At 58.9% G+C, this 24,232-nt stretch carries 16 protein-coding genes and 1 pseudogene; 14 read left to right on the top strand and 3 right to left on the bottom strand.

The genetic code is table 11. The features are described from left to right. The first annotated feature begins 68 nt into the window (after positions 1-68). From QMK52_RS02160 to QMK52_RS02125, 8 genes are all read left to right on the top strand, one after another. Positions 69-1,193 (top strand): polysaccharide deacetylase family protein, encoded by a 1,125-nt coding sequence (locus QMK52_RS02160; RefSeq protein WP_005785023.1) that lies wholly within the window; start codon positions 69-71, stop codon positions 1,191-1,193. Between the two features lie 340 nt (positions 1,194-1,533). After that, on the top strand, positions 1,534-2,928 hold the full coding sequence (locus QMK52_RS02155) for a PhoH family protein (protein WP_005785025.1): 1,395 nt from the start codon (positions 1,534-1,536) through the stop codon (positions 2,926-2,928). Between the two features lie 299 nt (positions 2,929-3,227). Next, positions 3,228-6,956 carry an autotransporter domain-containing protein gene (locus QMK52_RS02150; protein ID WP_320403777.1) on the top strand — a complete coding sequence of 1,243 codons (3,729 nt, stop codon included), beginning with the start codon at positions 3,228-3,230 and terminating at the stop codon, positions 6,954-6,956. Between the two features lie 124 nt (positions 6,957-7,080). Further along, a complete protein-coding gene (gene moaC, locus QMK52_RS02145) occupies positions 7,081-7,554 on the top strand; it encodes a cyclic pyranopterin monophosphate synthase MoaC (RefSeq protein ID WP_005785030.1) in 474 nt (157 codons plus the stop codon). Further along, positions 7,551-7,793 carry a MoaD/ThiS family protein gene (locus tag QMK52_RS02140; protein ID WP_005785032.1) on the top strand — a complete coding sequence of 81 codons (243 nt, stop codon included), beginning with the start codon at positions 7,551-7,553 and terminating at the stop codon, positions 7,791-7,793. Before moaC ends, QMK52_RS02140 begins: the two co-directional genes overlap by 4 nt. Positions 7,794-7,795: 2 nt before the next feature. Further along, positions 7,796-8,248, top strand: a complete 453-nt coding sequence (gene moaE / locus QMK52_RS02135) for a molybdopterin synthase catalytic subunit MoaE (protein WP_005785035.1) — start codon at positions 7,796-7,798, stop codon at positions 8,246-8,248. A gap of 128 nt (positions 8,249-8,376) precedes the next feature. After that, positions 8,377-10,392 (top strand): hypothetical protein, encoded by a 2,016-nt coding sequence (locus QMK52_RS02130; protein WP_320403776.1) that lies wholly within the window; start codon positions 8,377-8,379, stop codon positions 10,390-10,392. A gap of 60 nt (positions 10,393-10,452) precedes the next feature. After that, a complete protein-coding gene (locus tag QMK52_RS02125) occupies positions 10,453-15,183 on the top strand; it encodes an RHS repeat-associated core domain-containing protein (RefSeq protein WP_320403775.1) in 4,731 nt (1,576 codons plus the stop codon). A 65-nt stretch (positions 15,184-15,248) separates the two neighbouring features. Here the strand turns inward: QMK52_RS02125 and rhlB are convergent, their stop codons facing one another. Together rhlB and QMK52_RS02115 are read right to left on the bottom strand one after the other, a co-directional pair. Continuing rightward, positions 15,249-16,715 (bottom strand): ATP-dependent RNA helicase RhlB, encoded by a 1,467-nt coding sequence (gene rhlB / locus QMK52_RS02120; protein ID WP_005785041.1) that lies wholly within the window; start codon positions 16,713-16,715, stop codon positions 15,249-15,251. Positions 16,716-16,810: 95 nt separating this feature from the next. Beyond that, a complete protein-coding gene (locus QMK52_RS02115; protein ID WP_005785043.1) occupies positions 16,811-17,467 on the bottom strand; it encodes an alpha/beta hydrolase in 657 nt (218 codons plus the stop codon). A 346-nt stretch (positions 17,468-17,813) separates the two neighbouring features. Here QMK52_RS02115 and QMK52_RS02110 point away from each other — a divergent pair, with 346 nt between their 5' ends. The 6 genes and pseudogenes from QMK52_RS02110 (at position 17,814) to QMK52_RS02085 (ending at position 23,580) form a co-directional block, all read left to right on the top strand. Next, positions 17,814-18,845, top strand: a complete 1,032-nt coding sequence (locus QMK52_RS02110) for an amino acid ABC transporter substrate-binding protein (RefSeq protein WP_005785045.1) — start codon at positions 17,814-17,816, stop codon at positions 18,843-18,845. Between the two features lie 72 nt (positions 18,846-18,917). Beyond that, entirely contained in the window at positions 18,918-20,099 is a 1,182-nt protein-coding gene (locus QMK52_RS02105; RefSeq protein ID WP_005785047.1) for an amino acid ABC transporter permease, read from the top strand. Positions 20,100-20,109: 10 nt separating this feature from the next. Further along, positions 20,110-21,207, top strand: coding sequence for an amino acid ABC transporter permease (locus QMK52_RS02100; protein WP_005785049.1), 1,098 nt, complete (start codon positions 20,110-20,112; stop codon positions 21,205-21,207). An 11-nt stretch (positions 21,208-21,218) separates the two neighbouring features. Then, positions 21,219-21,983, top strand: coding sequence for an amino acid ABC transporter ATP-binding protein (locus QMK52_RS02095; protein ID WP_005785051.1), 765 nt, complete (start codon positions 21,219-21,221; stop codon positions 21,981-21,983). A 187-nt stretch (positions 21,984-22,170) separates the two neighbouring features. Beyond that, positions 22,171-22,325, top strand: a pseudogene (locus QMK52_RS02090) (GntR family transcriptional regulator); the annotation flags it as partial. After that, on the top strand, positions 22,315-23,580 hold the full coding sequence (locus tag QMK52_RS02085) for a CynX/NimT family MFS transporter (RefSeq protein WP_005785054.1): 1,266 nt from the start codon (positions 22,315-22,317) through the stop codon (positions 23,578-23,580). The pseudogene QMK52_RS02090 and the gene QMK52_RS02085, both read left to right, overlap by 11 nt. Here the strand turns inward: QMK52_RS02085 and QMK52_RS02080 are convergent. Beyond that, on the bottom strand, positions 23,577-24,221 hold the full coding sequence (locus tag QMK52_RS02080) for a DUF1120 domain-containing protein (protein WP_005785057.1): 645 nt from the start codon (positions 24,219-24,221) through the stop codon (positions 23,577-23,579). The genes QMK52_RS02085 and QMK52_RS02080 overlap by 4 nt on opposite strands. Between the last annotated feature and the right edge of the window lie 11 nt (positions 24,222-24,232).

Raw genomic sequence — 24,232 nt, 5'->3', positions numbered from 1 at the left:
CTCCACCTATGATGGCGATAGATGCGATCCGCTATGATGGGCGGTAACTCTGGAAAGGAAGACCCCGTGTGCGATTAGCGCTTTTATTGTCGGCTTGCCTGCTGTGCGTCACCGCCCAAGCGGCGCCGGTGGATGTCGCCAGCCTCGACCGCAGCACCTGGCCGGAAAAACTCACCAGCCCCGCGCTGTTCGATGTGGCCTCGCGGGCGGAAATCCTGATGTTTGCCCACGGCCTGCTTGCCAGCGAAGCCCTGGACGACACCGCGCTCAAGCAACGCCTGGGGCTGAAGATCATCAACCTGGCGGCCATCGACGACCTGCGTCGCCAGCTCTGGCAACGGCTGTTGGAGAACTACACATTCGCCCAGCAGAGCTGCGAAGAAGATGCTTCGTTCTGCTACCTGGTGGAAAACATGGACGACCTGCGCGAGCAGGCCGGCAAGTTCGAGGTCAGTGACAACTCGTTCTATATAGGCTGGGCCGCACCCAGCCGGCACTTTCATGAGCGCTATCTGGATGAGCTGCTGCGCAAGGCTGCGCTGTTCCCGCAGATCAGTAGCGAAGTGGCGCGCTTTGGCGACCATGAGCGCAATGGCGACGAGCTCAACGATCGCATGTTTCTGCTGACCTTCGATGGCGGCCCGGCGTTGGTGGGCGGTAATACCGACTGGCTCACCGACTACCTGCGCAAGCAGAAGATGAACGCCACGTTCTTCTCCCTCGGCAGCAGTTTGCAAAGCCGTGTGGAGCGCAGTTCTGTTGCGGATGTGCAGGCGCTGTACCAAGGGCAGTGCGTGGGTATCCAGGGTTGGCAATACCGTTCCCATAGCCATTGGGTCGACTGGCAAAGCTCCATCACCCGCAGTGCCGCGCTGGTGCAGAACCTGATGCCGGAAAACTATGTGCCGCTGTTCCGACCGCCTTATGGGCAGCGTCGTGCGGACAGCCAGGGGTTCTTCCAGCAGCAGGGTTTGCAGGTGGCGTTGTGGGACATCGATTCCCAGGACGATCCGGGCAAACTCAAGGCCGAGGAATCGGCGCAGCGGGTGCTGACGCTGATGCTGCTGTGGCGCAAAGGCGTGATTGTGTATCACGACACCCAGGACAAGGCGCGAGTGGCATTGCCGATGGTGTTGCAGGCAACGGCGCAGAGTGGTTTGGGTTGGCAGGAGTGTCGCGAGGCATTTCGCTGAAAATCCCCGGCCCCGTTGAGGATGAGGCATTTCTGGGGTGATTTGCTGCGACATTTCGATGCAGGCGGACTTCCGACTTTAACGGGGTGGCTGGCACTCGGCTAGTGCTATTCGTCATCCTGAAAAATAAACTTCAAAAAAGCGTCAAAGTGCTTTTTCCTGTCATGGGTTTTGCGGTATTACGAAGTCAGACCGCCGAACCCTGCGACACAGGTGGCGTCTTCCAAGACTCCTCATGTGGGCAGTGCACTTGACGTCCCTCAGGTGCATTCGGTGGTCGAATCGAGGCGCAGCACCGCCCAGGTATTGCGTCGACTGGCTCCCACAAAGGTGACCGAGTATGGATGATCATGGACGTAACCCTTCTTCCGACCAGCCAATCCTTTACGTGCTTGATACCAACGTATTGATCCACGATCCAAACGCATTGCTTAACTTTGAAGAACACCACGTCGCCATCCCGATGATCGTGCTTGAGGAGCTCGACAAACTCAAAAGCGGCCACCACAGCGTCGCCGCCGAATGCCGCCAGGCCATCCGTCTGATCGACAAGACCCTGGGCGAAGCCTCGCCCGAGGACGTTGAGGTCGGTGTGCCGATCCAGCGTGGCAAAAGCGGGCCCAAGGGTTTGCTGTCGATCCTGATGAGCAAGCGCAGCGAGCCCAACAGCCTGCTGCCGGAAAACCTGAACGACAACAAGATCATCAACCAATTGATCGACCTGCACGCGCGCGACAAGGACCTGCGCGTAGTGCTGGTGACCAAAGACATCAATATGCGCCTCAAGGCACGAGCGTGTGGGATCGCTGCCGAGGACTACAGCACCGACCAGCTAGTCGACGACGTGTCGATGCTGTCGCGGGGTTATCACATGATGACCGGTTCGTTCTGGGACCGTGTCAGCAAGGTCGAGACCCGTCAGGACCATGGCCGCACCTGGCACCAGGTACAGCTGATCGACAACCTGCCGGCCGTGCATATCAATGAATTCATCGTCGATGAACAAGGCTTCGTGGGCTGGATCAAAGAGATCCAGGTCGACAAGCTGCTGATCCTCGACCTGCATCAGGAACCCCTGTTGCACCAGGAAGCCTGGGGCCTGAAACCGCGTGATATCTACCAGAGCCTGGCGCTGTATGCGCTGCTCGACCCGGACATCCACCTGGTCAACCTGACCGGCGCCGCAGGCTCGGGCAAAACCATCCTCGCCCTGGCGGCCGCCATCGAGCAGACCATGGTGACCAAACGCTATCGCCGCATCATCGCCACCCGCAGTGTGCAGGGCCTGGACCAGGAAATCGGCTTTTTGCCCGGCACCGAAGCGGAAAAAATGGAGCCGTGGCTGGGGGCGATCACCGACAACCTCGAAGCCTTGCACATGGATGACGAAAACACCCATGGCAGCGTCGATTACATCCTCAGCAAAGTGCCGTTGCAGTTCAAATCCCTCAACTACATCCGAGGTCGCAGCTTCCAGCAGAGCCTGATACTGATCGATGAATGCCAGAACCTTACCCCGCACCAGATGAAAACCATCATCACCCGTGCCGGTGCCGGTTCCAAAGTGGTGTGCCTGGGCAACCTGGCACAGATCGACACCCCTTACCTGTCCGCGACCAGCTCCGGGCTGACCTACCTGACGGAACGTTTCAAAGACTTCCCCAACGGCGTGCATATCGCGCTGCAAGGGGTGCCTCGTTCGATTCTGGCTGAATACGCCGAATCCCACCTGTAACCAACAAGTGGCTAAATGCCACGAACCCCCCCGGATTTTTCACGAAATCCGGGGTTTTTGTTGTGGGCGACATTTGCCTGCGATAACGCGCCCTGGGTACTTGTGGTTTTTGTAATTATTTTGTTACATTTTTTCCCGCGGTAAAAACAATAAGAACACTCCACAACCCGTCGGAACACCACCTCCTTGATTCGACGAACGTTTTGAAGACCTGTCTAGGGTTTTCACCGTGACCCTGCCTATTACAAAAGCCCGATACATCGCTCATTGATGACGCACATATCCAAAGGGAAAGGAAAATGGACGTAGCAGGTAATGGCTTCACTTTGTCGCAACGCAAGCACGCCACTCGTTTCAAGCAGATACCCCTGACACCTATCGCACTCGGCCTGGCCCTCTGGCTGGGCCAGGGCTCATTGGCCTGGGCGGACGACAATCCCTACACCTCCCAGGTACTGGAGTCGGCATTTCGCAAAGCCGTCGCCTCCTTCGGCTCCGACACTGAGGTGTACAAGAACCTGCGGTTTGCCTACGCGGATATCGTCGACCTGGCGGCCAAGGACTTCGCCGCCCAGTCCGGCAAGTTCGATTCGGCCCTCAAGCAGAACTACGAACTACAGCCTGAAAACCTCACCATCGGCGCCATGCTCGGCGATACACGGCGACCGCTGGACTACACCTCGCGCCTGGATTACTACCGCAGCCGGCTGTTCAGCAACAATGGTCGCTACACCACCAATATTCTCGATTTCTCCAAGGCCATCATCGCCAACCTGCCGGCCGCCAAGCCCTATACCTACGTAGAGCCGGGTGTGAGCAGCAATCTCACTGGGCAACTGAACGCCGGGCAATCCTGGGCCGGCGCGACCCGTGACTGGAGCGCCAACGCGCAAACCTGGAAGACCCCGGAAGCCCAGGTCAACTCTGGCCTGGACCGCACCAACGCGTATTACGCCTATGCCCTGGGCATCACCGGCAAGGGTGTGAATGTCGGCGTGCTGGACTCGGGCATCCTCACCCGGCACTTCGAATTCCAGGGCAAGAATGCCCAGGGCCAGGACCGAGTGCAGGCGGTGACTTCCACTGGCGAGTACTACGCCACCCATCCGCGCTACCGCCTTGAAGTGCCCAGCGGCGAGTTCAAGCAGGGTGAACATTTCAGTATTCCCGGTGAGTATGACCCGGCGTTCAACGATGGCCACGGTACGGAAATGTCCGGTGTGCTCGGCGCCAATCGCAACGGCACCGGGATGCACGGCATTGCCTTCGATGCGAATATCTTTGTCGCCAACACAGGCGGCAGCGACAACGATCGGTACCAGGGCTCCAACGACCTCGACTACAACGCGTTCATGGCCAGCTACAACGCCCTGGCGGCGAAGAACGTGTCGATCGTCAACCAGAGCTGGGGGCAAAGCTCGCGCGATGACGTGGAGAACCACTTTGGCAATGTCGGCGACAGCGCCGCGCAAAACCTGCGGGACATGACCGCCGCCTATCGCCCGTTCTGGGACAAGGCCCACGCCGGGCACAAAACCTGGATGGACGCCATGGCCGACACTGCACGGCAAAACAGCTTTATCCAGATCATCTCGGCGGGCAACGACAGCCATGGTGACAACCCGGACACCAACGCGAACCTGCCGTTTTTCAAGCCGGATATCGAAGGCAAGTTCCTCGCGATCACCGGCTATGACGAGACCAGCGCCCAGGTCTACAACCGCTGCGGCACCTCGAAGTGGTGGTGTGTAATGGGCGTATCGGGCATCCCGTCTGCCGGGCCTGAGGGCGAAATCATCCCGAATGCCAATGGTACCTCCGCGGCGGCGCCGAGCGTTTCCGGCGCCTTGGCCTTGGTGATCCAGCGCTTTCCCTACATGACCGCCAGCCAGGCGCGGGATGTGTTGCTCACCACCTCCAGCCTGCAGGCGCCGGACGGTGCGGACACGCCCGTGGGCGAGCTGACGGGAGGGCGCACCTACGACAACCTGCAACCGGTGCATGATGCCGCGCCGGGAACGCCGCAAGTGCCGGGTGTGGTCAGCGGATGGGGCCTGCCCAATCTGCAAAAAGCGATGCAAGGGCCGGGGCAGTTCCTGGGTGCCGTGGCGGTGGCCTTGCCTACCGGTACCCGCGATATCTGGGCCAACCCGATTTCCGATGAAGCCATTCGCGCCCGCCGTGTGGAAGACGCTGCCGAGCAGGCCACCTGGGCGGCGACCAAGCAGCAGAAGGGCTGGCTCAATGGCCTGCCCACCAGTGCCTCGGCCGATGATCAGTTCGAATACGAGATCGGTCATGCACGGGAGCAGGCGACGCTCACCCGTGGCCAGGACTTGCTCACCGGCGCCACCTACGTCGGTAGCCTGGTCAAGTCCGGTGACGGCGAGTTGGTGTTGGAAGGCCAGAACACCTATTCAGGTAGCACCTGGGTGCGCGGAGGCACATTGTCGGTGGACGGTGCGTTGACCTCTGCCGTGACGGTGGATGGCAGTGCCGTGGGCACGCGTAATGCTGACAATGGCGTAATGACCACAGTGGGCGGCACCCTGGCCGGCAACGGCACGGTGGGCGCCCTGACCGTCAACACTGGCGGGCGCGTGGCGCCGGGGCATTCGATTGGCACGCTGCGTACCGGCGACGTGACCTTCAACCCTGGCTCGGTGTATGCCGTTGAAGTGGGGGCCAATGGCCGCAGCGACCAGATCCAGAGCAGCGGCGTGGCGACCCTCAATGGCGGTGTGGTGAACGTGTCCCTGGAGAACAGTCCCAACCTGCTGTCCGCCAGCGAGGCGCGCAGTTTGCTGGGCCAGCAGTTCAACATCCTCAGCGCCAGTCAGGGTATCAATGGCCAGTTTGCGGCGTTCGCGCCCAACTACCTGTTCATCGGCACGCAACTCGCTTACCAACCGAACCAACTGACCCTGGCGATAGCGCGCAACCAGACCACCTTCGCCAGCGTCGCGCAAACCCGCAACGAACGGGCTGTGGCGACAGCGGCCGAGACGCTGGGCGCCGGCAGCCCGGTTTACGAAAGCCTGTTGGCTTCCGATTCCGCTGCACAGGCTCGGGATGCATTCAAGCAATTGTCGGGGCAGCTGCATTCGGATGTTGCGGCGGCGCAAATGGCCGACAGTCGATACCTTCGCGAAGCGGTCAATGCTCGTCTGCAACAGGCCCAGGCCCTGGATTCCAGCGCGCAGATCGATAGCCGTGACAACGGCGGCTGGGTGCAACTGCTCGGTGGGCGCAATAACGTCAGCGGTGACAACAACGCCAGTGGCTATTCTTCGTCCACCAGTGGGGTATTGCTGGGGCTGGATACCGAGGTCAGCGACGGCTGGCGCGTGGGGGCGGCGACCGGTTATACCCAGAGCCACCTCAATGGCCAGTCGGCTTCGGCGGACAGCGACAACTACCACCTGTCGGTGTATGGCGGTAAGCGCTTCGAGGCGATCGCCTTACGCCTGGGCGGCGCTACCACCTGGCATCGTCTGGATACTTCGCGGCGGGTGGCTTACGCCAACCAGTCGGACTATGCCAAGGCCGATTACAATGCGCGCACCGACCAAGTGTTTGCCGAGATCGGCTACACCCAGTGGAACCCATTCGAACCCTTCGCCAACCTCACGTACCTGAACTACCAGAGCGACTCGTTCAAGGAAAAAGGCGGCGCCGCTGCCTTGCACGCCAGCAAGCAAAGCCAGGACGCGACGCTCTCTACGGTGGGCCTGCGTGCGCATACGCAGTTGCCGGTCAGCTCCACCTCGGCAGTGACGTTGCGCGGTGAGCTGGGTTGGGAGCATCAGTTCGGTGATACCGATCGCGAAGCCTCGCTGAAGTTTGCCGGCAGCGACACTGCTTTTGCCGTTAATAGCGTGCCCGTCGCCCGGGATGGCGCGGTGATCAAGGCCAGTGCGCAAATGGCCTTGACCAAAGACACCCTGGTGTCGCTGAACTACAGCGGCTTGCTGTCCAACCGCGGTAACAACAACGGGATCAACGCCGGGTTTACCTTCCGTTTCTGACCCTGCACTGGTGCCCTGTGGCGAGGGAGCTTGCTCCCGCGCCACAGTCATCTATGGAATAAACAGCCCTGCGCAAATTTGACCCACAGGTTTACAATCGCTGCTCCTGATCAGGAGTATTGCTGTGCTGACTCATCTCGATTCCCAAGGTCGTGCCCATATGGTCGACGTCACCGACAAAGCCGTGACGTTCCGTGAGGCCGTGGCCGAAGCGCGGGTGCGCATGTTGCCCGAAACCCTGACAATGATTGTCGATGGCGCCCACCCCAAGGGCGACGTGTTCGCCGTGGCCCGCATTGCCGGGATCCAGGCGGCGAAAAAAACCAGTGACTTGATCCCCCTGTGCCACCCGCTGATGCTCACCGGGGTCAAGGTCGAACTGCGCGCCGATGGCGTGGATGCCGTGCATATCCTGGCGCGCTGCAAGCTCTCCGGCCAGACCGGCGTGGAAATGGAAGCCCTGACGGCGGCCAGCGTCGCCGCGCTGACGATCTACGACATGTGCAAGGCGGTGGACCGTGGCATGACCATCGAAAGTATTCGCCTGCTGGAAAAGCTTGGCGGTAAAAGCGGGCATTTCAAGGCGGACCAGATATGAGCATCAACGTATTGTTTTTTGCGCGTTACGCTGAAGCGGTAGGCTTGGACTCTCTGGAGATGGAGGGCGATTTCGCCACCGTCGATGCTGTGCGCCTGGCGCTGGCCGGTGACCCGGAGTTTGCAGTGCTCAACGAGAGCAGCCTGATGTGCGCACGCAATGAAGAACTGTGCGGCCTTGATGAGCCGGTGCAAGCGGGTGACGACGTCGCGTTTTTCCCGCCCGTGACCGGAGGCTGAGCATGGCCATTCGTGTGCAGGTCGAAGCCTTTGATCCGGGCGCCGAAGTCAACGCCATGCACGCGGCCAATGTGGGCGTAGGCGCGGTGGTGAGCTTTGTCGGTTACGTGCGTGACTTCAATGACGGACGCGATGTGTCTGGGATGTTTCTGGAGCACTACCCGGGCATGACTGAAAAGGCTTTGGCCAAGATTGCCGTTGAGGCTGAGCAGCGTTGGCCGTTGCTCAAGTTGGAGGTGTTGCACCGCATTGGCGCCTTGGAACCGGGTGAGCCGATTGTGTTCGTGGCGGCGGCCAGTGCTCATCGGCAGGCGGCGTTTGACGCCTGTGCGTTTGTGATGGATTACCTGAAGACGCGGGCGCCGTTCTGGAAAAAGGAGAACACCAGTGAGGGGGTTCGTTGGGTGGATGGGCGAGACAGTGATCACGCAGCGGCGGATCGCTGGAAATCATAGGCGTTGCCGCGCTTTTAACCGATAGCGATATTTAAAATAAATCTATAGAACTGTCAGATCTGACAGTTGTTCCGCCCCTCTTTGCGGGTTCTGATGATCTCAGGACTTACTTAATGATGGGGTGGGACATGGTCACACAAGCAAGCAAATGTCGTTTGTCGAAGTTCAGCATCAGTCGTCCCGCCAATACGCAAGCGGCTAATGGGCTCTATGCCAACGGACGCCATCAATGTGAAGTCCTCATTGACGTTGTTAAAGAAATCAGTGGCGTAGGCGACGAGTGGGTCCGTGTGCGCTTGACTGATGAAGAGCGCGCCAGTGTTACCGTTGTCGAATGCTCAGAACATGGCAATCAAACCCTCACACCCGGGTGGAGCTGCGATGTAGAAAAAAATCAATTCACGCTTGGGCTTTGGCGGGATAAATCACTGCCGCTGGAGCCGGGCAACGACTTGGAAAAACGTCTTGAGCGTTCATTGGAGGAACCTATCAAGCGCTATTTACGTTGCGCTCCGGACGCACCCATCGGGCCAGCAGTATTTATGGCGTGTGTGACCATAGATAGTTGTGTTTACACAACTTACAGCTTTAAGCGCGACGCCGTTTTTGAGTCTTTTATCACGATTAACCCTGTTCGCCCAATGAGCTGGGATGCGGACGATATGGATCTTTATGTGGATTATCTCGCCTACTCCAGTGCGCCTCCTTATCGCACCTTGGTGGATGTTTACTACTGGACCCCACCAGGAGGCTTGTGGGTAGTAAAAAATATGGGTTTTGATAGCCCGCTGGGTTTGCCGGGGGAGGGTAAGGATTTTCAGAGCGTTTTATCGTGGCATTCGCCTATCGATAACACTACTTCAAGCAGGGTAGGAACCTTTATAAACAAGGATGAGCTCGACTCGACACTTCATCTGCATGAGATTGATGCAGGGCTTCCTGCACCCTCTCCCGATCCCTTAATCCCGTTTAACAAAAGAGCGACTGTGCTGCGTGCGATCAGGTTGAAGTCCCCACTGGTGCCTGAAAATCGCGACGCGAAGAGTTTTTGGCGGGTGTTGGATAACTATGGCACTGAGCAAAAATTTTTAGTGAAACACACAGATCCACTGAATCTTCCTGGCGTTCCTTTTTTTAAATTGACCGGCGAGATCGTTCGGACCCTCAAGCTCATTCATTTTAAAATCATGTTGCCCGGTGGCGGGACCGTTACCGATGAGCTGTATGCCAATGGGCGTCATCAATGCAAGGTGGTCGTTGAGGTTGTTGTTGAACAACTGGATGCTGGTGGGTATTGGATACCTGCCAGGCTGTCGGATGCGGAGCGTAATAGCTTGACCATTACGCTCTACTCGCCAAATGTCAATGAGCCGCTTCCTGAAGGTTGGAGTTGTGATAAGGAGAAGAACATTTACGATACGGGTCTATGGCGTACACGTATCGATGAGGTAAGGCCGGATCAAAAACCAGAGGTCGTGGCTGGGCACGCTCAGCGACAAGTCGAGATCATAGAGCGCTATTTACGTGTGGATCCGAGTGTGCCCATCGAAGAGCGCAGATTCATGGCGTCAATCGAATTAGGTGGGGTGACGTACACCACTAACTACAGTGATGATGATGTTGCCTTTGACTCGTATGTAACGATTCGCGCAACACTACCCTATGCGTTGTCAACGAGCCAGCTTGTCGAGTATGTCGATAATGATGCTTATAGTGATAATCTGTGTGATGTCGATGTTTATTATTGGACACCCCCGGCGGGTTTGCGATTTCTTGTAAATAGAGGTCTTGACTCCCCTGCGTCAATTCCTGCTGAAGGATGGAATTTTCGCACCTCCTATTTTACAAGAAACAAGCAAAGTTCATTTGCAAAGGGCGGGGTGGTGATTAATAAAGATACTGTTAATGCTTCAGTTTTGATAGGGGATATTTTTAGCGGACACCCCAATCCATCCGGAGATTCTGTCAGGTTCAATCGGCGATCGACAATAATGCGAGCTGTTCGTTTTTGTGGGGAATATAATATAACGGGTAGCAGGGATAATAATAGTGTTTGGCGCTTGTGGGATAATTACGGATGCGAACATGTTTTTCGAATTGAGCAATTATATGACGGAGATAAGCTTGGTTTGACGGATGTTTAGAGTGTTGTGGGTTTTTGCTTTCTCTCATTCTGGATTCTACGTTAAGTGTCGGAGTCAGATATGGATGTTTACTCTCAAGCCTTTAATTTCCGCTCTTACTTCGGCGGCGCAGTAGACCCACGCACCGGCCAATACGGTTGTCGAATTCAGTTGGCCACCTTGTACCCGCAAGGCCCGCTGGAGATCAGTAGAACGATCGCGCTGTCATTCTCCATGCTGAATAACAAAGTGGGTGTTTATGGAACCAGTTGGAGCATCAGCAACACCGAGTTTGACAGCACCCTTTCGCGGCTCACACTGCTCACCGGCGAACAATTTAAAACCCAAAGCCTGCCCCCAGTTGGAGGAACGCTGCTGATCAAGGACCGCAAGCTTAAGGACCTGGTAGTCAAACGACCGGATGCCACGACGCTTCATGTGATTTACAAGGACGGTACCGTCGAGATATTGAAGCGTACGGGCAGCACCACGCCCTATCGTATTGATGCTATCCAGTTTGAAAACGGTGAGCGTCTGAAGTGGGAGTACGCGCCGGGTGGTTCTCTTGAGCGTATTCTGGATCATGATCAGCAAGTGCTGCTGTTGTTGACCTACTCCAACGGGCGCTTGGTACGTAGTGATACGCGAGTCGACGGAGGACGTTATGCGCGTATCGCCTTCACTCAGTCGAATGGTCGACTGACCGGTTTCACCGCCCCTTATGACAGTCGCGAGTCGCCTCCCAGTGCAAACTATGTATTGGAGTACGGACAAGCTTTTCGCAACGGCATGATTGCGATCCGCCGGGTGCGCCCACCGATGGGGGGTGATGAGTTGATCAACTATGCTGAAAACGGCCATCAGTATGCCAATGGTCAACACATCCCCCGCGTCACCAGTTGGGTCCAGACACCCGCTGCCGGCCAGCCCGGCATGTCACGTACCTATAGTTACAGCCCGGGCAGGAATTTCACCGGCTATCCCTTTTCAGGCGGTTTTCGTGAGGGCGAGGATAATCTGTACCTCATAGGCAGTGACTACAACTATTGGACGGAAGAGACCCGCATCGATGACATAACCAGTAAGACAACGCTGAGCGTTACGCGTACCACTTACAACAAATTCCACCTGCTGACCGAGGAGCAGGTCCTGCGCGAAGGCACCCGGACTACCAGGACCATTGAATATAACGTGTGCCCAGGGCTCTTTCCGGCGCAGCCTCCCAACCTCCAGCTACCCCGCGTTATCACGACCAGTTATGCGCTGGTGGCGGGAGGCGCGGAGCGGGTGGTAAAGGTCGAGATTGAGACTGACGACTACGGTAACGAGCTAAGCCGTACCGAGGACTCCGGGGTGCGCATTGAATACAGTTATTACTCCAAAGACGGAGAACTGGGTAAGTGTCCGGCCGACCCCCATGATTTGTTCCCGCGCTATGTCAAGCAAGAGCGTCTTATCCCCGCCGGGGGCACGCCTGCCGTCCGATTCACCGAGTACACCCATACCCGTGTGCAGCATACGGATAACAGCTATTTTGTCATGCCGGAGTCGGTCACTCAGGCTGGCGCATTCAGCACACAGCAAACCTACTACGACGCGCCTGCCGAGCTGGCTGGCCGGTTGAAAAGCACCACGTCTACCGTTGATGGCCAGGTGTTAGTCAGCAATTACAGTTACACCGTCACAGGCGACACGCTTAGCGAAACCTGTCGGCTGTTGGGGCGTGAGGGCCACTGGCTGGAATCAGTGCGCACGCACTCTCTGGTCGACAGGCGCCTACTGTTGATGAGCCGGGATGGAGGGGCAACGCTGGTCACCGCGTACGATGTTGCAGGACGATTGACGGCGCAAACCGCTTCGCCAGGTGAGCCGCAGCAGGCCAGTCGTAGTTTTGTTTATCACTATGCAGCGCCAACGAAACGCGCTCATTTGGTGATGACTGATGCACAAGGCCGCAGTACCGTCACTTACTTCGACGGGGCGGGGCGGCCGGTCGCCGAGGCGTTGTTGCTGGAAAACGGTGCAAAGGAGCAGCCCCTCGGGACTTGGCGCTATGACGCCCTTGGGCAAACGGTGGAACGGACTCATATTGATTATCTGCCGGATGGCGAGCGTGTATTGACCACGCGCTACGCTTATAACGCGTGGGGCAACGCCTGCCGTGTAAGCCGTGCCGATGGCAGCGTGGCGATCGATGAATATGACCCAAGGCTGCACCTGCGTGTAACGGGGGTCGAAGGCGGCGAGCGCCTGGAAACCTATCTGAATGCTCATCATCAGCCGTTCCTGGTGAACCAGGTGGACGCCCTCGGGCAGATTACCGAAGTGCAGTCATGCCTCTATGACGGCCTGGGGCGCTGCCTGTCACGCGTGGACGTGGACAAGCATCGCATCGATTACACCTACGACCTGTTCGACCGCGTATTGACCACCCTCCACACGCCTTCGGATGGCAGCCCTGCGCGGCTGCGCACGGTGGCCTACGCGCGTGGAACCAGCGAGTCGCTGCCCAGTTCAATCAGTATCGATGGCAAACAGGTGGGGTCGCGCACCTACGACAGCCTGGGGCGTTTGACTGCTCAGTCCAGGGGCACGGCACCCGCCACCACTTGGCACTATGAGACAAACTGGACCGAACCTGTCGCCGTGGTCTCGGGCAGTGGGCACCGTCAGCAATGGACCTACGACAAGGAGTTGGGCACCCCGAGCACGGTCAAAATGTCGGGGCACACTGATAGGCAGTACCGGCATGATCCGGTCAGTGGTCAGCCGACCTATTCAGAGAGTGGCACGCTCAAACATGAGTTGTTCCATGATGTGAACGGCTACCCGGAAAAAGAGATACAAACGGTCCTCGGTATGGCACTGGTCACGCAGTATGGTTATTCAATCGGCGGGCGTATGTTGCAACACATCTCGGATGATGGGCAGCGTAGCGAGTTTGAATATGACTCCATGGGCAGGGTTTGCACGATGACTGCTGGGACGGTAGTCATTGAACAGCGCTATGACATGTTTGCGCGACCTGACGTACTGACCACTCGCTACGCCGATACCGAGGTGGTCACGCAGGTGAGCTACGACCCCTTGGGGCGGGAGGCGCAGCGGCGCTTTTTGCACAATGGCGTGCTGCTACACATCATCAGCAGCACTTATCATCCCAACAGCCTGCTGGCCAGTCGCATCGTGCGTGACGCAGCCTCTGAATTGGTGATGGGGGAGACCTTCACCTATGACGCCTTCCTGCGGCTCAAGACTTACAAATGCGAGGGGCGTGAACATCCCCAGGACTCGCTGGGGCGCGACATCGTTGGGCAGCAATTTTGCTTCGACAGCCTGGATAACATCACGCACGTCGTGACGACTTTCGCTGACGGCGCGCAGGACATCAGCGAGCGGTTTTTCACCGACGCAGACCCCACGCGCCTGACCCGTGTGACCCACTCCAACCCGTTGCAGGATGATGCCCTGACCTATGATGCGGCGGGTAATTTGACCGGGGGGCCAGCAGGGCGAACTTACACCTACAACGGCTATGACCAGTTGACCTGCGTGCAGGAAGGTTCCCTGCAGTGCAGCTACCAGTACGATGCCGAGTCTCGACAAGTCGTGGCGACACGTGACAATGAATCACCTGTGGTCATGGTCTATGCGGGGGATCATCTGGATAGGTTGGTGCAGGGCAGTAGAAAACTGCGTTACTTCAACGTCGGGGGCCAAGTGCAGGCGCGTACCGGTGGCGTCGAGGGGCCGCAGCTGCATCTGAATGACGGGGCCGGTACCGTGCGCGGCGTGGTGGAACCTGGGCAAGCGCCTGTGCAGCGTCATTACGCGCCGTATGGCGAGGGCCAGGTTGTGCCGCAGGACGGCAGTGTGCGATCGATGGCGGATCTGCAACTGCCGGCGTTTAACGGCGAGCGTCTGGATGCGGCGGCAGGCCTTTACCATTTGGGTGCGCGTGCCTACGACCCGGGCTTGATGGTGTTCTTTTCGGCTGATCCATTGGCGCCTTTTGATGAGGGTGGGATTAACAGCTACGCCTACTGCGCTGGTAACCCGATCAACCTCATCGACCCGAGTGGGCTTTTTCCAAAGTGGCTGTCTTGGGTGCTGACCGGGATTGCGCTGGCCTTATCGGTGGTGGCGTTCAAGGTTGCAGTGGTCGGGATGGCGGCGGCGCTCGCTAAAGGGGCGGTAAAGGCGGCAAATATTCTGGGCGTCATCGCTACGGGCTCTAGCTCGGTAGGCGGCACGCTGGGGATTACAGGGCTGAGTATCGAGGCCGTCGACAAGCAAATGGGGTGGGATCGTTCGCAGCACATCAAGAACCTTGGATGGGCATCTTTCGGGTTTTCTACGGTAGGCGTCGTTGCCGCGGTCTCGATCTCTGTCAATGCTGGGATTATCGCTTTCAAAAGCGCGGCGTCCTCGGCCTCCGAAAAAACCACGGGCTTACTTTCCAGTCAATTGGGCAGCGGGCTCGTTGCGGCCGGCAAGAACGCGGCAGGGTTATCCTACTCGCTCGCTGTGCCAGCCAGGGTAACCACTGCCAGTCAACTATTCGGTGCTACCCGCGCGGTACTCCGGTGGACTAACTTCGGTCGTGGCTTGGATGCGCGAACCAAGAGCCTGCAAGCTCAGCCGTCGGCCGACGACGAGCAGTCACAGCGCCAGCAGCAACCACAGCCGCGCCCCATAAGCCTGGGGCTGGCAGACATGCCGGGGAGCAGTTTTCAGTTCTATGGGGAATTTCGAAAAGAGGCCATGCGTATTCGTCAGCCTGTCTGGAGTGACCTGGGCGATAGTGACTGATCTGGACAAGGCAGTGGGCGCATAAAAAATGCCAGTCAGGCTCGCTGACTGGCATTGGTTCAACCTTACGGTCGCTTGCGTTCTACAGGACGCAGCAAATGCGTCGGCGGCGTCTCACAGCTGATCTTGCGCCCCAGCAGCGTCTCGATCGACGGCAACTGATACGAGTCATCTTCCCCGGCAAAGCTGATCGACACACCCGCCGCCCCGGCACGGCCGGTACGGCCAATGCGGTGCACATAGTCGTCCGGCACTTCCGGCAGGGTGAAGTTGATCACGTGGCTGATGCCGTCGATGTGAATACCGCGACCGGCCACGTCGGTGGCCACCAGCACGCGGATCTTGCCTTCGCGGAAGCCTTCCAGGGTTTTGATGCGCTTGTGCTGCGGCACATCGCCCGACAGTTGCGCAGCATTGACGCCGTCGCGCACCAGGCGTTCTTCGATGCGGCGCACTTCGTCCTTGCGGTTGGCAAAGACCATCACGCGTTCCCAGCCATTGTCGTTGACCAGGTTGTAGAGCAGCTTGTACTTGTCGGCACCGGCCACGGCGTAGATATGTTGCTCGACGTTTTCACTGGCAACGTTCAGCGCCTCGATCTCGACGATCGACGGGTCGGTGGTCCACTGTTTGGCGAGGTTCATCACGTCTTCGGTGAAGGTCGCGGAGAACAGCAGAGTCTGGCGCTCGGTTTTCGGCGGCGTCTGGCGAATGATCTGGCGTACTTGCGGGATAAAGCCCATGTCGAGCATCCGGTCGGCTTCGTCCAGCACCATCACTTCGACCATATCCAGATGCACGTCGCCGCGCTGGTTGAAGTCCAGCAGGCGGCCTGGAGTGGCGACCAGGATGTCGCAGTGACGGGCTTCGAGGTGCTTGAGCTGCTTGTCGAAGTCCATGCCGCCGACAAATGTCATGACATTGAGGCCGGTGTACTTGGTCAGGTCGGCGGCGTCCTTGGCGATCTGCACCACCAGCTCCCGGGTAGGGGCGATGATCAGGGCGCGCGGTTCACCCATGTAGCGTTCCTTGGGCGGCGGCGTTTGCAGCAGCTGGGTGATGATCGAGATCAGGAACGCGGCGGTCTTGCCGGTACCGGTCTGGGCGCGGCCGATGGCGTCTTTGCCGGCCAGGGTGAAGCCCAGCACCTGCGCCTGGATCGGCGTGCAGTACGGGAAACCCAGGTCCTGGATGGCGTGCATCAGTTCCGGGGCCAGCTTGAAGTCGTGGAAGCGGGTTTTGCCTTCCTGGGGCTCGACGACGAAGTCTTCGAGTCTCCACGGGGTCACCGGCGGCTTGGGCGCGCGCTCGCGACGAGGTTTGGCCGCAGGTGCTGGGGCGGCCTCAGCAGGCGTTACCTGTTCAGGCGGCGTCACCGTGGGTTTTTTCGGTGAGGCGGCAGGCGTAGTCCGGCCAGGCTGTGGACCGTCATTGCGGTTGCCGGGCTTGGGGGCAGGAGCACTGGGAACAGGCGCGAGCGGCTCAGCCTCGCTTTTGCCGAACATCTTCTTGAGTGCTTTGAGCACGGTCATCTCATTAATTGGTTAAGGAATGTACGCCGGCCAGTGTAATGCAAGAATCGGGCGCGGCGTAGTGCGTCTGTCATACGGCTACATAAACGCGGGTTTCAGCGCAGGCGTTCAGCCAGCCAGGTGCCGATATCGCGTATCTCTTCGGGTAACACTTCGTGGCCCATTGGGTATTCCTGCCATGTCACGGTGACACCACGGCTCTTTAAATGCTCGTAGGCGCTACGACCCATGGCGTTCTGGACGACGTCGTCGTACTGGCCATGCAGGCAGAGGGCGGGAATGCGTTGCTGGCTGGCGGACAACTCCAGCTCATCGTCAAAGGTCGGTGCATACGTGGAGAGGGCAATTACGCCACCCAATGGACCCTCCGAGTGTTTGAACGCCGTGTGGAAAACCACTGCGCCACCCTGGGAAAAACCCGCGAGAAAAATTCGCGAAGCGTCTATTCCGGTTCTCTTTTGTGCCTCGATCAAATCCGTGACCATTTTGGCCGAGGTTTCCAGTTCTTCCAGGCTGATCGAACGCGCCGGGCTCATGGCCTTGATGTCGTACCAGCTCGGCATCTCATAACCGCCGTTGATGGTCACCGGACGAGTGGGCGCCTGGGGCAAAACGAAGCGGGTGGTCAGCAAGCTTTCCTGCAGCGCCTCGGCCACCGGCAGGAAGTCGTAGCGATCGGCACCCAGGCCATGCAACCAGATAACGCAGGCGTCTGCGGGCTTGGCGGGCTGAAGAATCAAGGGGTCGGTCATGTCTGCTCCATATATGTGCGCACGCTTGGATTGGGGGCATCGGGACGGTGCGCGACAGGTTGATCTGTTAAGAGAATGTCGCAAGGTTGAATCTTTTACCACTGAACAGGACGGGCAGCGACTCGGCCAGCACTCTGGTACGCGCCTTGCTATGTGTAGGTCGATGTCAGAACTCTCCCAGGGCGGTAACACTATCAGTGACTGCCGCCGGTGGGAAAGCAACTGGAATTACCGCAAAAACCTCATGCTGCTTGACCCCAAAAAAAGCCAACACGGGTCGATATCGCCTCATAAGGGTGCGCTGAGGTTGGAGCTTGGACACAACAAGAGCAACTGGAGGTATGTAATGAAGGTATTGAAGTCCACCCTGGCCATCGTCACCGCGGCGGCTGTACTGGGTGTCAGTGGTTTCGCCCAGGCGGGCGCCACTCTGGATGCCGTGCAGAAAAAAGGCTTTGTGCAATGCGGCGTAAGTGACGGTTTGCCGGGTTTCTCGGTGCCGGATGCCAGCGGCAAGATCCTCGGGATTGACGCTGACTACTGCCGCGCTGTGGCTGCTGCGGTTTTTGGTGACGCCACCAAGGTCAAGTTCAGCCAGTTGAACGCCAAGGAGCGTTTCACCGCGCTGCAATCGGGCGAAGTCGACATCCTGTCGCGCAACACCACCATGACCAGTTCCCGCGATGCGGGCATGGGCCTGAAATTCCCGGGCTTCATCACCTACTACGACGGCATCGGCTTTCTGGTCAACAACAAGCTCGGCGTGAAAAGTGCCAAGGAACTGGACGGCGCGACCATCTGCATCCAGGCGGGTACTACCACTGAGCTGAACGTTTCCGATTACTTCCGCGCCAACAACCTCAAGTACACCCCGATCACCTTCGACACTTCTGATGAAAGCGCCAAGTCGCTGGAGTCCGGGCGTTGCGACGTGCTGACTTCCGACAAGTCGCAACTGTTCGCCCAGCGCAGCAAGCTGGCGGCGCCGAAAGACTACGTGGTGCTGCCGGAAACCATTTCCAAGGAACCACTGGGCCCGGTGGTGCGTAACGGCGACGACGAGTGGCTGGCCATCGTGCGCTGGGTGGGCTACGCCATGCTCAACGCTGAAGAGGCCGGTGTGACCTCCAAGAACGTCGAGGCCGAAGCCAAGTCCACCAAGAACCCGGACGTTGCGCGTCTGCTCGGTGCCGATGGCGAATACGGCAAAGACCTGAAAGTGAAGAAGGATTGGGTCGTACAGATCGTCAAGCAAGTGGGTAACTACGGCGAAATGTTCGAGCGCAACCTGGGCAAGAGCACGCCGCTGGAAATCGACCGTGGCCTGAACGCGCTGTGGAACAACGGCGGTATCCAGTACGCACCTCCTGTGCGCTGATCGCTGATGGTTCTATCACCCGGTGGGCCAACCGCCGGGTGATGTTCTGTTCCATTCCTTGCGGGGCATTCCATGCAAAATCTCATCGGCGCACCCAAGCAGAAGCTCAGCTTCAGCGATCCCAAAGTGCGCGCGTGGCTCTTCCAGATCATCACCATTGTGGCGGTGGTCTCGCTGGGCTGGTACCTGTTTCACAACACCCAGACCAACCTGCAACACCGGGGCATCACCTCCGGTTTCGACTTTCTTGAGCGCAGTGCCGGCTTTGGCATCGCGCAGCATTTGATCGACTACACCGAATCGGACAGCTATGCCCGGGTGTTTGTGATCGGCTTGCTCAATACCTTGCTGGTGACCGTCATTGGTGTGGTGCTGGCAACCCTGCTCGGTTTCATCATCGGCGTGGCGCGCCTGTCGCCCAACTGGATGATCAACAAGCTGGCGACGGTCTATGTGGAAGTCTTTCGCAATATCCCGCCGTTGCTGCAAATCCTGTTCTGGTATTTCGCGGTGTTCCTGACCATGCCGGGGCCGCGCAACAGCCATAACTTCGGTGACATGTTCTTCGTCAGCAGTCGTGGCCTGAACATGCCGGCGGCGCTGGCGGCCGATGGGTTCTGGCCGTTTGTCGCCAGCGTGGTGGTCGCTATCGTGGCTATCGTGCTGATGACCCGCTGGGCCAACAAGCGCTTTGAAGCGACAGGCGTACCGTTCCATAAATTCTGGACGGGCCTGGCGCTATTGATTGTGATCCCGACGTTGTGCGGGTTGACCTTCGGCGCACCGCTGCATTGGGAAATGCCCAGGCTTGCAGGCTTCAACTTCGTCGGCGGCTGGGTACTGATTCCGGAACTGCTGGCATTGACCCTGGCCCTGACCGTGTACACGGCGGCCTTCATTGCGGAGATCGTGCGTTCTGGCATCAAGTCCGTCAGCCATGGCCAGACTGAAGCGGCACGCTCGCTGGGCCTGCGCCCGGGGCCGACGCTACGCAAGGTCATCATCCCGCAAGCCTTGCGCGTGATCATTCCCCCGTTGACCAGCCAATACCTGAACCTGGCGAAAAACTCCTCGTTGGCCGCCGGTATCGGTTACCCGGAAATGGTTTCGCTGTTTGCCGGCACGGTGCTCAATCAGACCGGCCAGGCCATCGAAGTCATTGCCATCACCATGAGCGTGTACCTGGCGATCAGCATCAGCATTTCCCTGCTGATGAACTGGTACAACAAGCGCATTGCGCTGATCGAGCGGTGAGGAGACGCCCATGACTACGCATACGTTCAAACCTGATATGCCACCCCCGGGCAAAGTCTTCGGGCCGGTGGCCTGGATGCGCGCCAATCTGTTCTCAAGCTGGCTCAACACGCTGCTGACTTTGCTGGCGATCTACCTGGTGTACCTGGTGGTGCCGCCGATTTTGCATTGGGCGATTCTGGATGCCAACTGGGTCGGCACCACGCGCGCCGATTGCACCAAAGAGGGCGCCTGCTGGGTGTTCATCCAGCAGCGCTTCGGGCAGTTCATGTATGGCTATTACCCCGTCGACCTGCGCTGGCGCGTGGACATGACGGTATGGCTGGCCATCGTTGGCGTGGCGCCGTTGTTCATCTCGCGTTTTCCACGCAAGGCGATCTACGGCCTGGGCTTTTTGCTGCTGTACCCGATCATCGCCTACTGCTTGCTGCATGGCGGCGTGTTCGGGCTGAGCAACGTGGCGACCAGCCAATGGGGCGGCTTGATGCTGACCCTGGTGATCGCCACGGTGGGCATCGCCGGCGCCTTGCCGTTGGGCATTGTGCTGGCGTTGGGCAGGCGTTCGAACATGCCGGCGATTCGGGTGGTTTGCGTGACCTTCATCGAGTTCTGGCGCGGCGTGCCGTTGATCACGGTGCTGTTCATGTCATCGGTGATGTTGCCGTTGTTTCTGCCCGAGGGCATGAACTTCGACAAGTTGTTGCGTGCCCTGATCGGCGTGATTCTGTTTCAGTCGGCCTATGTGGCAGAAGTGGTGCGCGGTGGCTTGCAGGCGATCCCCAAGGGGCAATACGAAGCGGCTGCGGCGATGGGCCTGGGTTACTGGCGCAGCATGGGCCTGGTGATCCTGCCGCAAGCCTTGAAGATGGTGATACCGGGCATCGTCAATACGTTCATCGCACTGTTCAAGGACACCAGCCTTGTGATCATCATCGGCCTGTTCGACCTGCTCAACAGCGTCAAGCAAGCCGCCGCCGACCCCAAATGGCTGGGCATGGCCACTGAAGGCTACGTGTTCGCCGCCCTGGTGTTCTGGATTTTCTGTTTTGGTATGTCGCGCTATTCCATGCATCTGGAACGCAAGCTCGACACCGGCCACAAGCGTTAGGAGTTGTTTTAATGAGCCAAGCAATCAAGCAGCCGGTGAGCCCTGAAGGCATTATTCAGATGCAGGGCGTCAACAAGTGGTATGGCCAGTTCCACGTGTTGAAAGACATCAACCTCAACGTCAAGCAGGGCGAGCGCATTGTGCTGTGCGGGCCGTCGGGCTCGGGCAAGTCCACCACCATTCGCTGCCTCAACCGCCTGGAAGAGCACCAGCAAGGCCGCATCGTGGTCGATGGCGTGGAGTTGACCAACGACCTCAAGCAGATCGAAGCGATCCGCCGTGAAGTGGGCATGGTGTTCCAGCACTTCAATCTGTTCCCACACCTGACCATCCTGCAAAACTGCACGCTGGCGCCGATGTGGGTGCGCAAGATGCCCAAGCGCAAGGCCGAGGAAATTGCCATGCACTACCTTGAGCGCGTACGCATTCCAGAGCAGGCCCACAAGTTTCCGGGGCAACTGTCCGGCGGCCAGCAACAGCGTGTGGCCATCGCCCGTGCCTTGTGCATGAAACCGAAAATCATGCTGTTCGACGAGCCGACCTCGGCACTCGACCCGGAAATGGTGAAAGAGGTTCTGGACACCATGATTGGCCTGGCCGAAGACGGCATGACCATGTTGTGCGTGACTCACGAAATGGGCTTTGCGCGCACCGTGGCCAACCGCGTGATCTTCATGGACAAGGGCGAGATCGTGGAGCAGGCGGCGCCGAATGACTTCTTCGACAACCCGCAGAATGACCGGACCAAGTTGTTCTTGAGCCAGATACTGCATTGATCGATGGTTGAACACATAAACCCGGCCTGGTGCCGGGTTTATTGTTTGTCGGCTAGCAAGCCTTGAGCGCCTCTGGCTCCCGTGTTGAGGATATGAGTAAACCTGCGCAAATACCCTGGCCTAGCCACTCTACTGCTTCTTTTGCTAATCCAGGCACTCTGGTGCGTTGCCTTTGCAGGCAACTGCGAATAGCCTCGTCGGCGCCCAGTTACGTCAGGCCCTGAACATCTCACCGCGTCGCCAGGCTGTATTCGACCTGCATATCGCCTTGCTCGACGCGGTAGAAACCAAGACCGCGAACGTGCCAAATCCCTCTGCCGGCAGTTGATCAATGAACCTTGAAGCCAAACGTACGACTGAACTCGAAGAACTGTTGATCGACGCCGAAGCCGATGACGAGGCCGTCCAGCAGGCCCATCCGCGGGTGGTTCGTCCGTGGCTCCTGCTACTGGGCCTGGTACTGGTGGCGTTGAACCTGCGGCCGGCGCTGTCGAGCATGTCGCCACTGCTGGCTGAAGTCTCCAGCAGCCTTGGGTTATCTGCGGCCAAGGCCGGGTTGCTGACTACTTTGCCGGTCTTGTGCCTGGGCCTGTTCGCGCCCACTGCGCCGATCCTGGCCAGACGTTTTGGCGCCGAGCGCGTGGTGCTGGGCATCCTGCTGACCCTGGCCGCCGGAATTATCCTGCGCAGTTCGTTCGGTGAAGTGGGGCTGTTCGCCGGCAGCCTGATTGCCGGTGCGAGTATTGGCATCATTGGCGTGTTGCTGCCGGGCATCGTCAAGCGCGATTTTGCCAGGCAGGCGGGTGCCATGACCGGCGTCTACACCATGGCGTTGTGTCTAGGGGCTGCGTTGGCTGCGGGAGCCACGGTGCCCCTGAGCCAATATTTCGCAGACAGCTGGGCCATCGGCCTGGGGTTCTGGGTTATTCCGGCGTTGCTGGCGGCCTTGTTCTGGTTGCCACAAGTGGGGCAAAAGCACGGTGCCCATCAGGTGGCTTACCGGGTCAGGGGCTTGCTGCGTGACCCGCTCGCCTGGCAGGTGACTTTGTACATGGGCCTGCAATCGTCCCTGGCCTACATTGTGTTTGGCTGGTTGCCGTCAATCCTGATCGGACGTGGCCTGAGTGCTACCGAAGCCGGGTTGGCGCTCTCAGGCTCCATCATTGTGCAACTGCTCAGTTCCCTGGCCGCACCGTGGTTGGCCACCCGAGGCAAGGACCAGCGCCTGGCGATTGTGGTGGTGATGCTGCTGACCCTCGGCGGCCTGTTCGGTTGCCTGTATGCGCCGCTGGACGGTTTATGGGGCTGGGCGATTCTGCTCGGTCTGGGGCAGGGCGGCACCTTCAGCCTGGCGCTGACTTTGATCGTGCTGCGCTCGCGTGACGCTCACGTCGCCGCCAACCTGTCGAGCATGGCCCAGGGGATCGGTTACACCCTGGCGTCAATGGGCCCGTTTGCGGTTGGCCTGGTGCACGACTGGACCGGCGGCTGGGCGGCTATCGGCTGGATCTTCGCGGTGATCGGCCTGGGCGCGATTGTCGCGGGCCTGGGCGCCGGTCGTGCGTGCTACGTACAGGTCACCAGCGAGAAGCTCTAGAGGTAAACCACTTCCAGAGTGGCTGAACCGTCGAGCGGGGTTTCCACGCTCAGGTCCAGGTTTTGTCGAGCATTGATCACCGTCTGCACGGTGACGGTGCTCAGCATTAAACCGATGGCCGCGGGGCCGCTGACACTACCCTCTACGTCGGTAAAACCCAGGTAGCTCCTGGAGCCGATGTCGATGGGGTTGAGGTTGGACGTGCGCCACGCCAGGCCCCCGGTAGTGGACTCGGTGCCGTAGATCTGCGCAATGTTGCCGGCCTGGGTCTGTCGTGGGTCGAAGGTCATGGAGTAGACCCCCAGGCGGTTGCCGCTGACATCGAACCCCAGGCCGTAGTAAATCTCGCTGTCGACCATGGCCGAGCCGTCGCGGTTGTCGCGCATGCGCAGGGCAAAGCGAACCGTGCCCGTGCAGGCGATGCCGACGGTCAAGGTCTTGACGGGCAGACGCGTAGCAGTCTCCAGGTTCAAGTCCTGTTGGGCAATCTTGCCGTAGTCAATCAGGGCACCGCCGGGGAACTGCGGCATGCAGGCGGAGGGAGTGATCAGGCCTTTGACACTCAGGTCCACCGCCGAGGCGGCTAGCACAGAGGGCGTGCTGGTCAACAGCAACAGACTGGTAAAGAGGCGGGTTTTCACGGGACGAGTTC

This window comes from Pseudomonas sp. P9_2, from assembly GCF_034008255.1.
GTDB classification, from domain to species: domain Bacteria; phylum Pseudomonadota; class Gammaproteobacteria; order Pseudomonadales; family Pseudomonadaceae; genus Aquipseudomonas; species Aquipseudomonas synxantha_A.
Note: the sequence above shows the minus strand (reverse complement) of the source record. Positions and strands in the feature narration are given on the sequence as shown.

Coding starts and splice junctions, on each gene's coding strand:
- QMK52_RS02115 (WP_005785043.1), bottom strand. CDS start 17,467: ATGACCGACCCCTTGATTCTTCAGCCCGCCAAGCCCGCAGACGCCTGC.
- QMK52_RS02105 (WP_005785047.1), top strand. CDS start 18,918: ATGCAAAATCTCATCGGCGCACCCAAGCAGAAGCTCAGCTTCAGCGAT.
- QMK52_RS02095 (WP_005785051.1), top strand. CDS start 21,219: ATGAGCCAAGCAATCAAGCAGCCGGTGAGCCCTGAAGGCATTATTCAG.
- QMK52_RS02085 (WP_005785054.1), top strand. CDS start 22,315: ATGAACCTTGAAGCCAAACGTACGACTGAACTCGAAGAACTGTTGATC.
- QMK52_RS02110 (WP_005785045.1), top strand. CDS start 17,814: ATGAAGGTATTGAAGTCCACCCTGGCCATCGTCACCGCGGCGGCTGTA.
- rhlB (WP_005785041.1), bottom strand. CDS start 16,715: ATGACCGTGCTCAAAGCACTCAAGAAGATGTTCGGCAAAAGCGAGGCT.
- QMK52_RS02155 (WP_005785025.1), top strand. CDS start 1,534: ATGGATGATCATGGACGTAACCCTTCTTCCGACCAGCCAATCCTTTAC.
- QMK52_RS02140 (WP_005785032.1), top strand. CDS start 7,551: ATGAGCATCAACGTATTGTTTTTTGCGCGTTACGCTGAAGCGGTAGGC.
- QMK52_RS02130 (WP_320403776.1), top strand. CDS start 8,377: ATGGTCACACAAGCAAGCAAATGTCGTTTGTCGAAGTTCAGCATCAGT.
- QMK52_RS02100 (WP_005785049.1), top strand. CDS start 20,110: ATGACTACGCATACGTTCAAACCTGATATGCCACCCCCGGGCAAAGTC.
- QMK52_RS02150 (WP_320403777.1), top strand. CDS start 3,228: ATGGACGTAGCAGGTAATGGCTTCACTTTGTCGCAACGCAAGCACGCC.
- moaE (WP_005785035.1), top strand. CDS start 7,796: ATGGCCATTCGTGTGCAGGTCGAAGCCTTTGATCCGGGCGCCGAAGTC.
- QMK52_RS02125 (WP_320403775.1), top strand. CDS start 10,453: ATGGATGTTTACTCTCAAGCCTTTAATTTCCGCTCTTACTTCGGCGGC.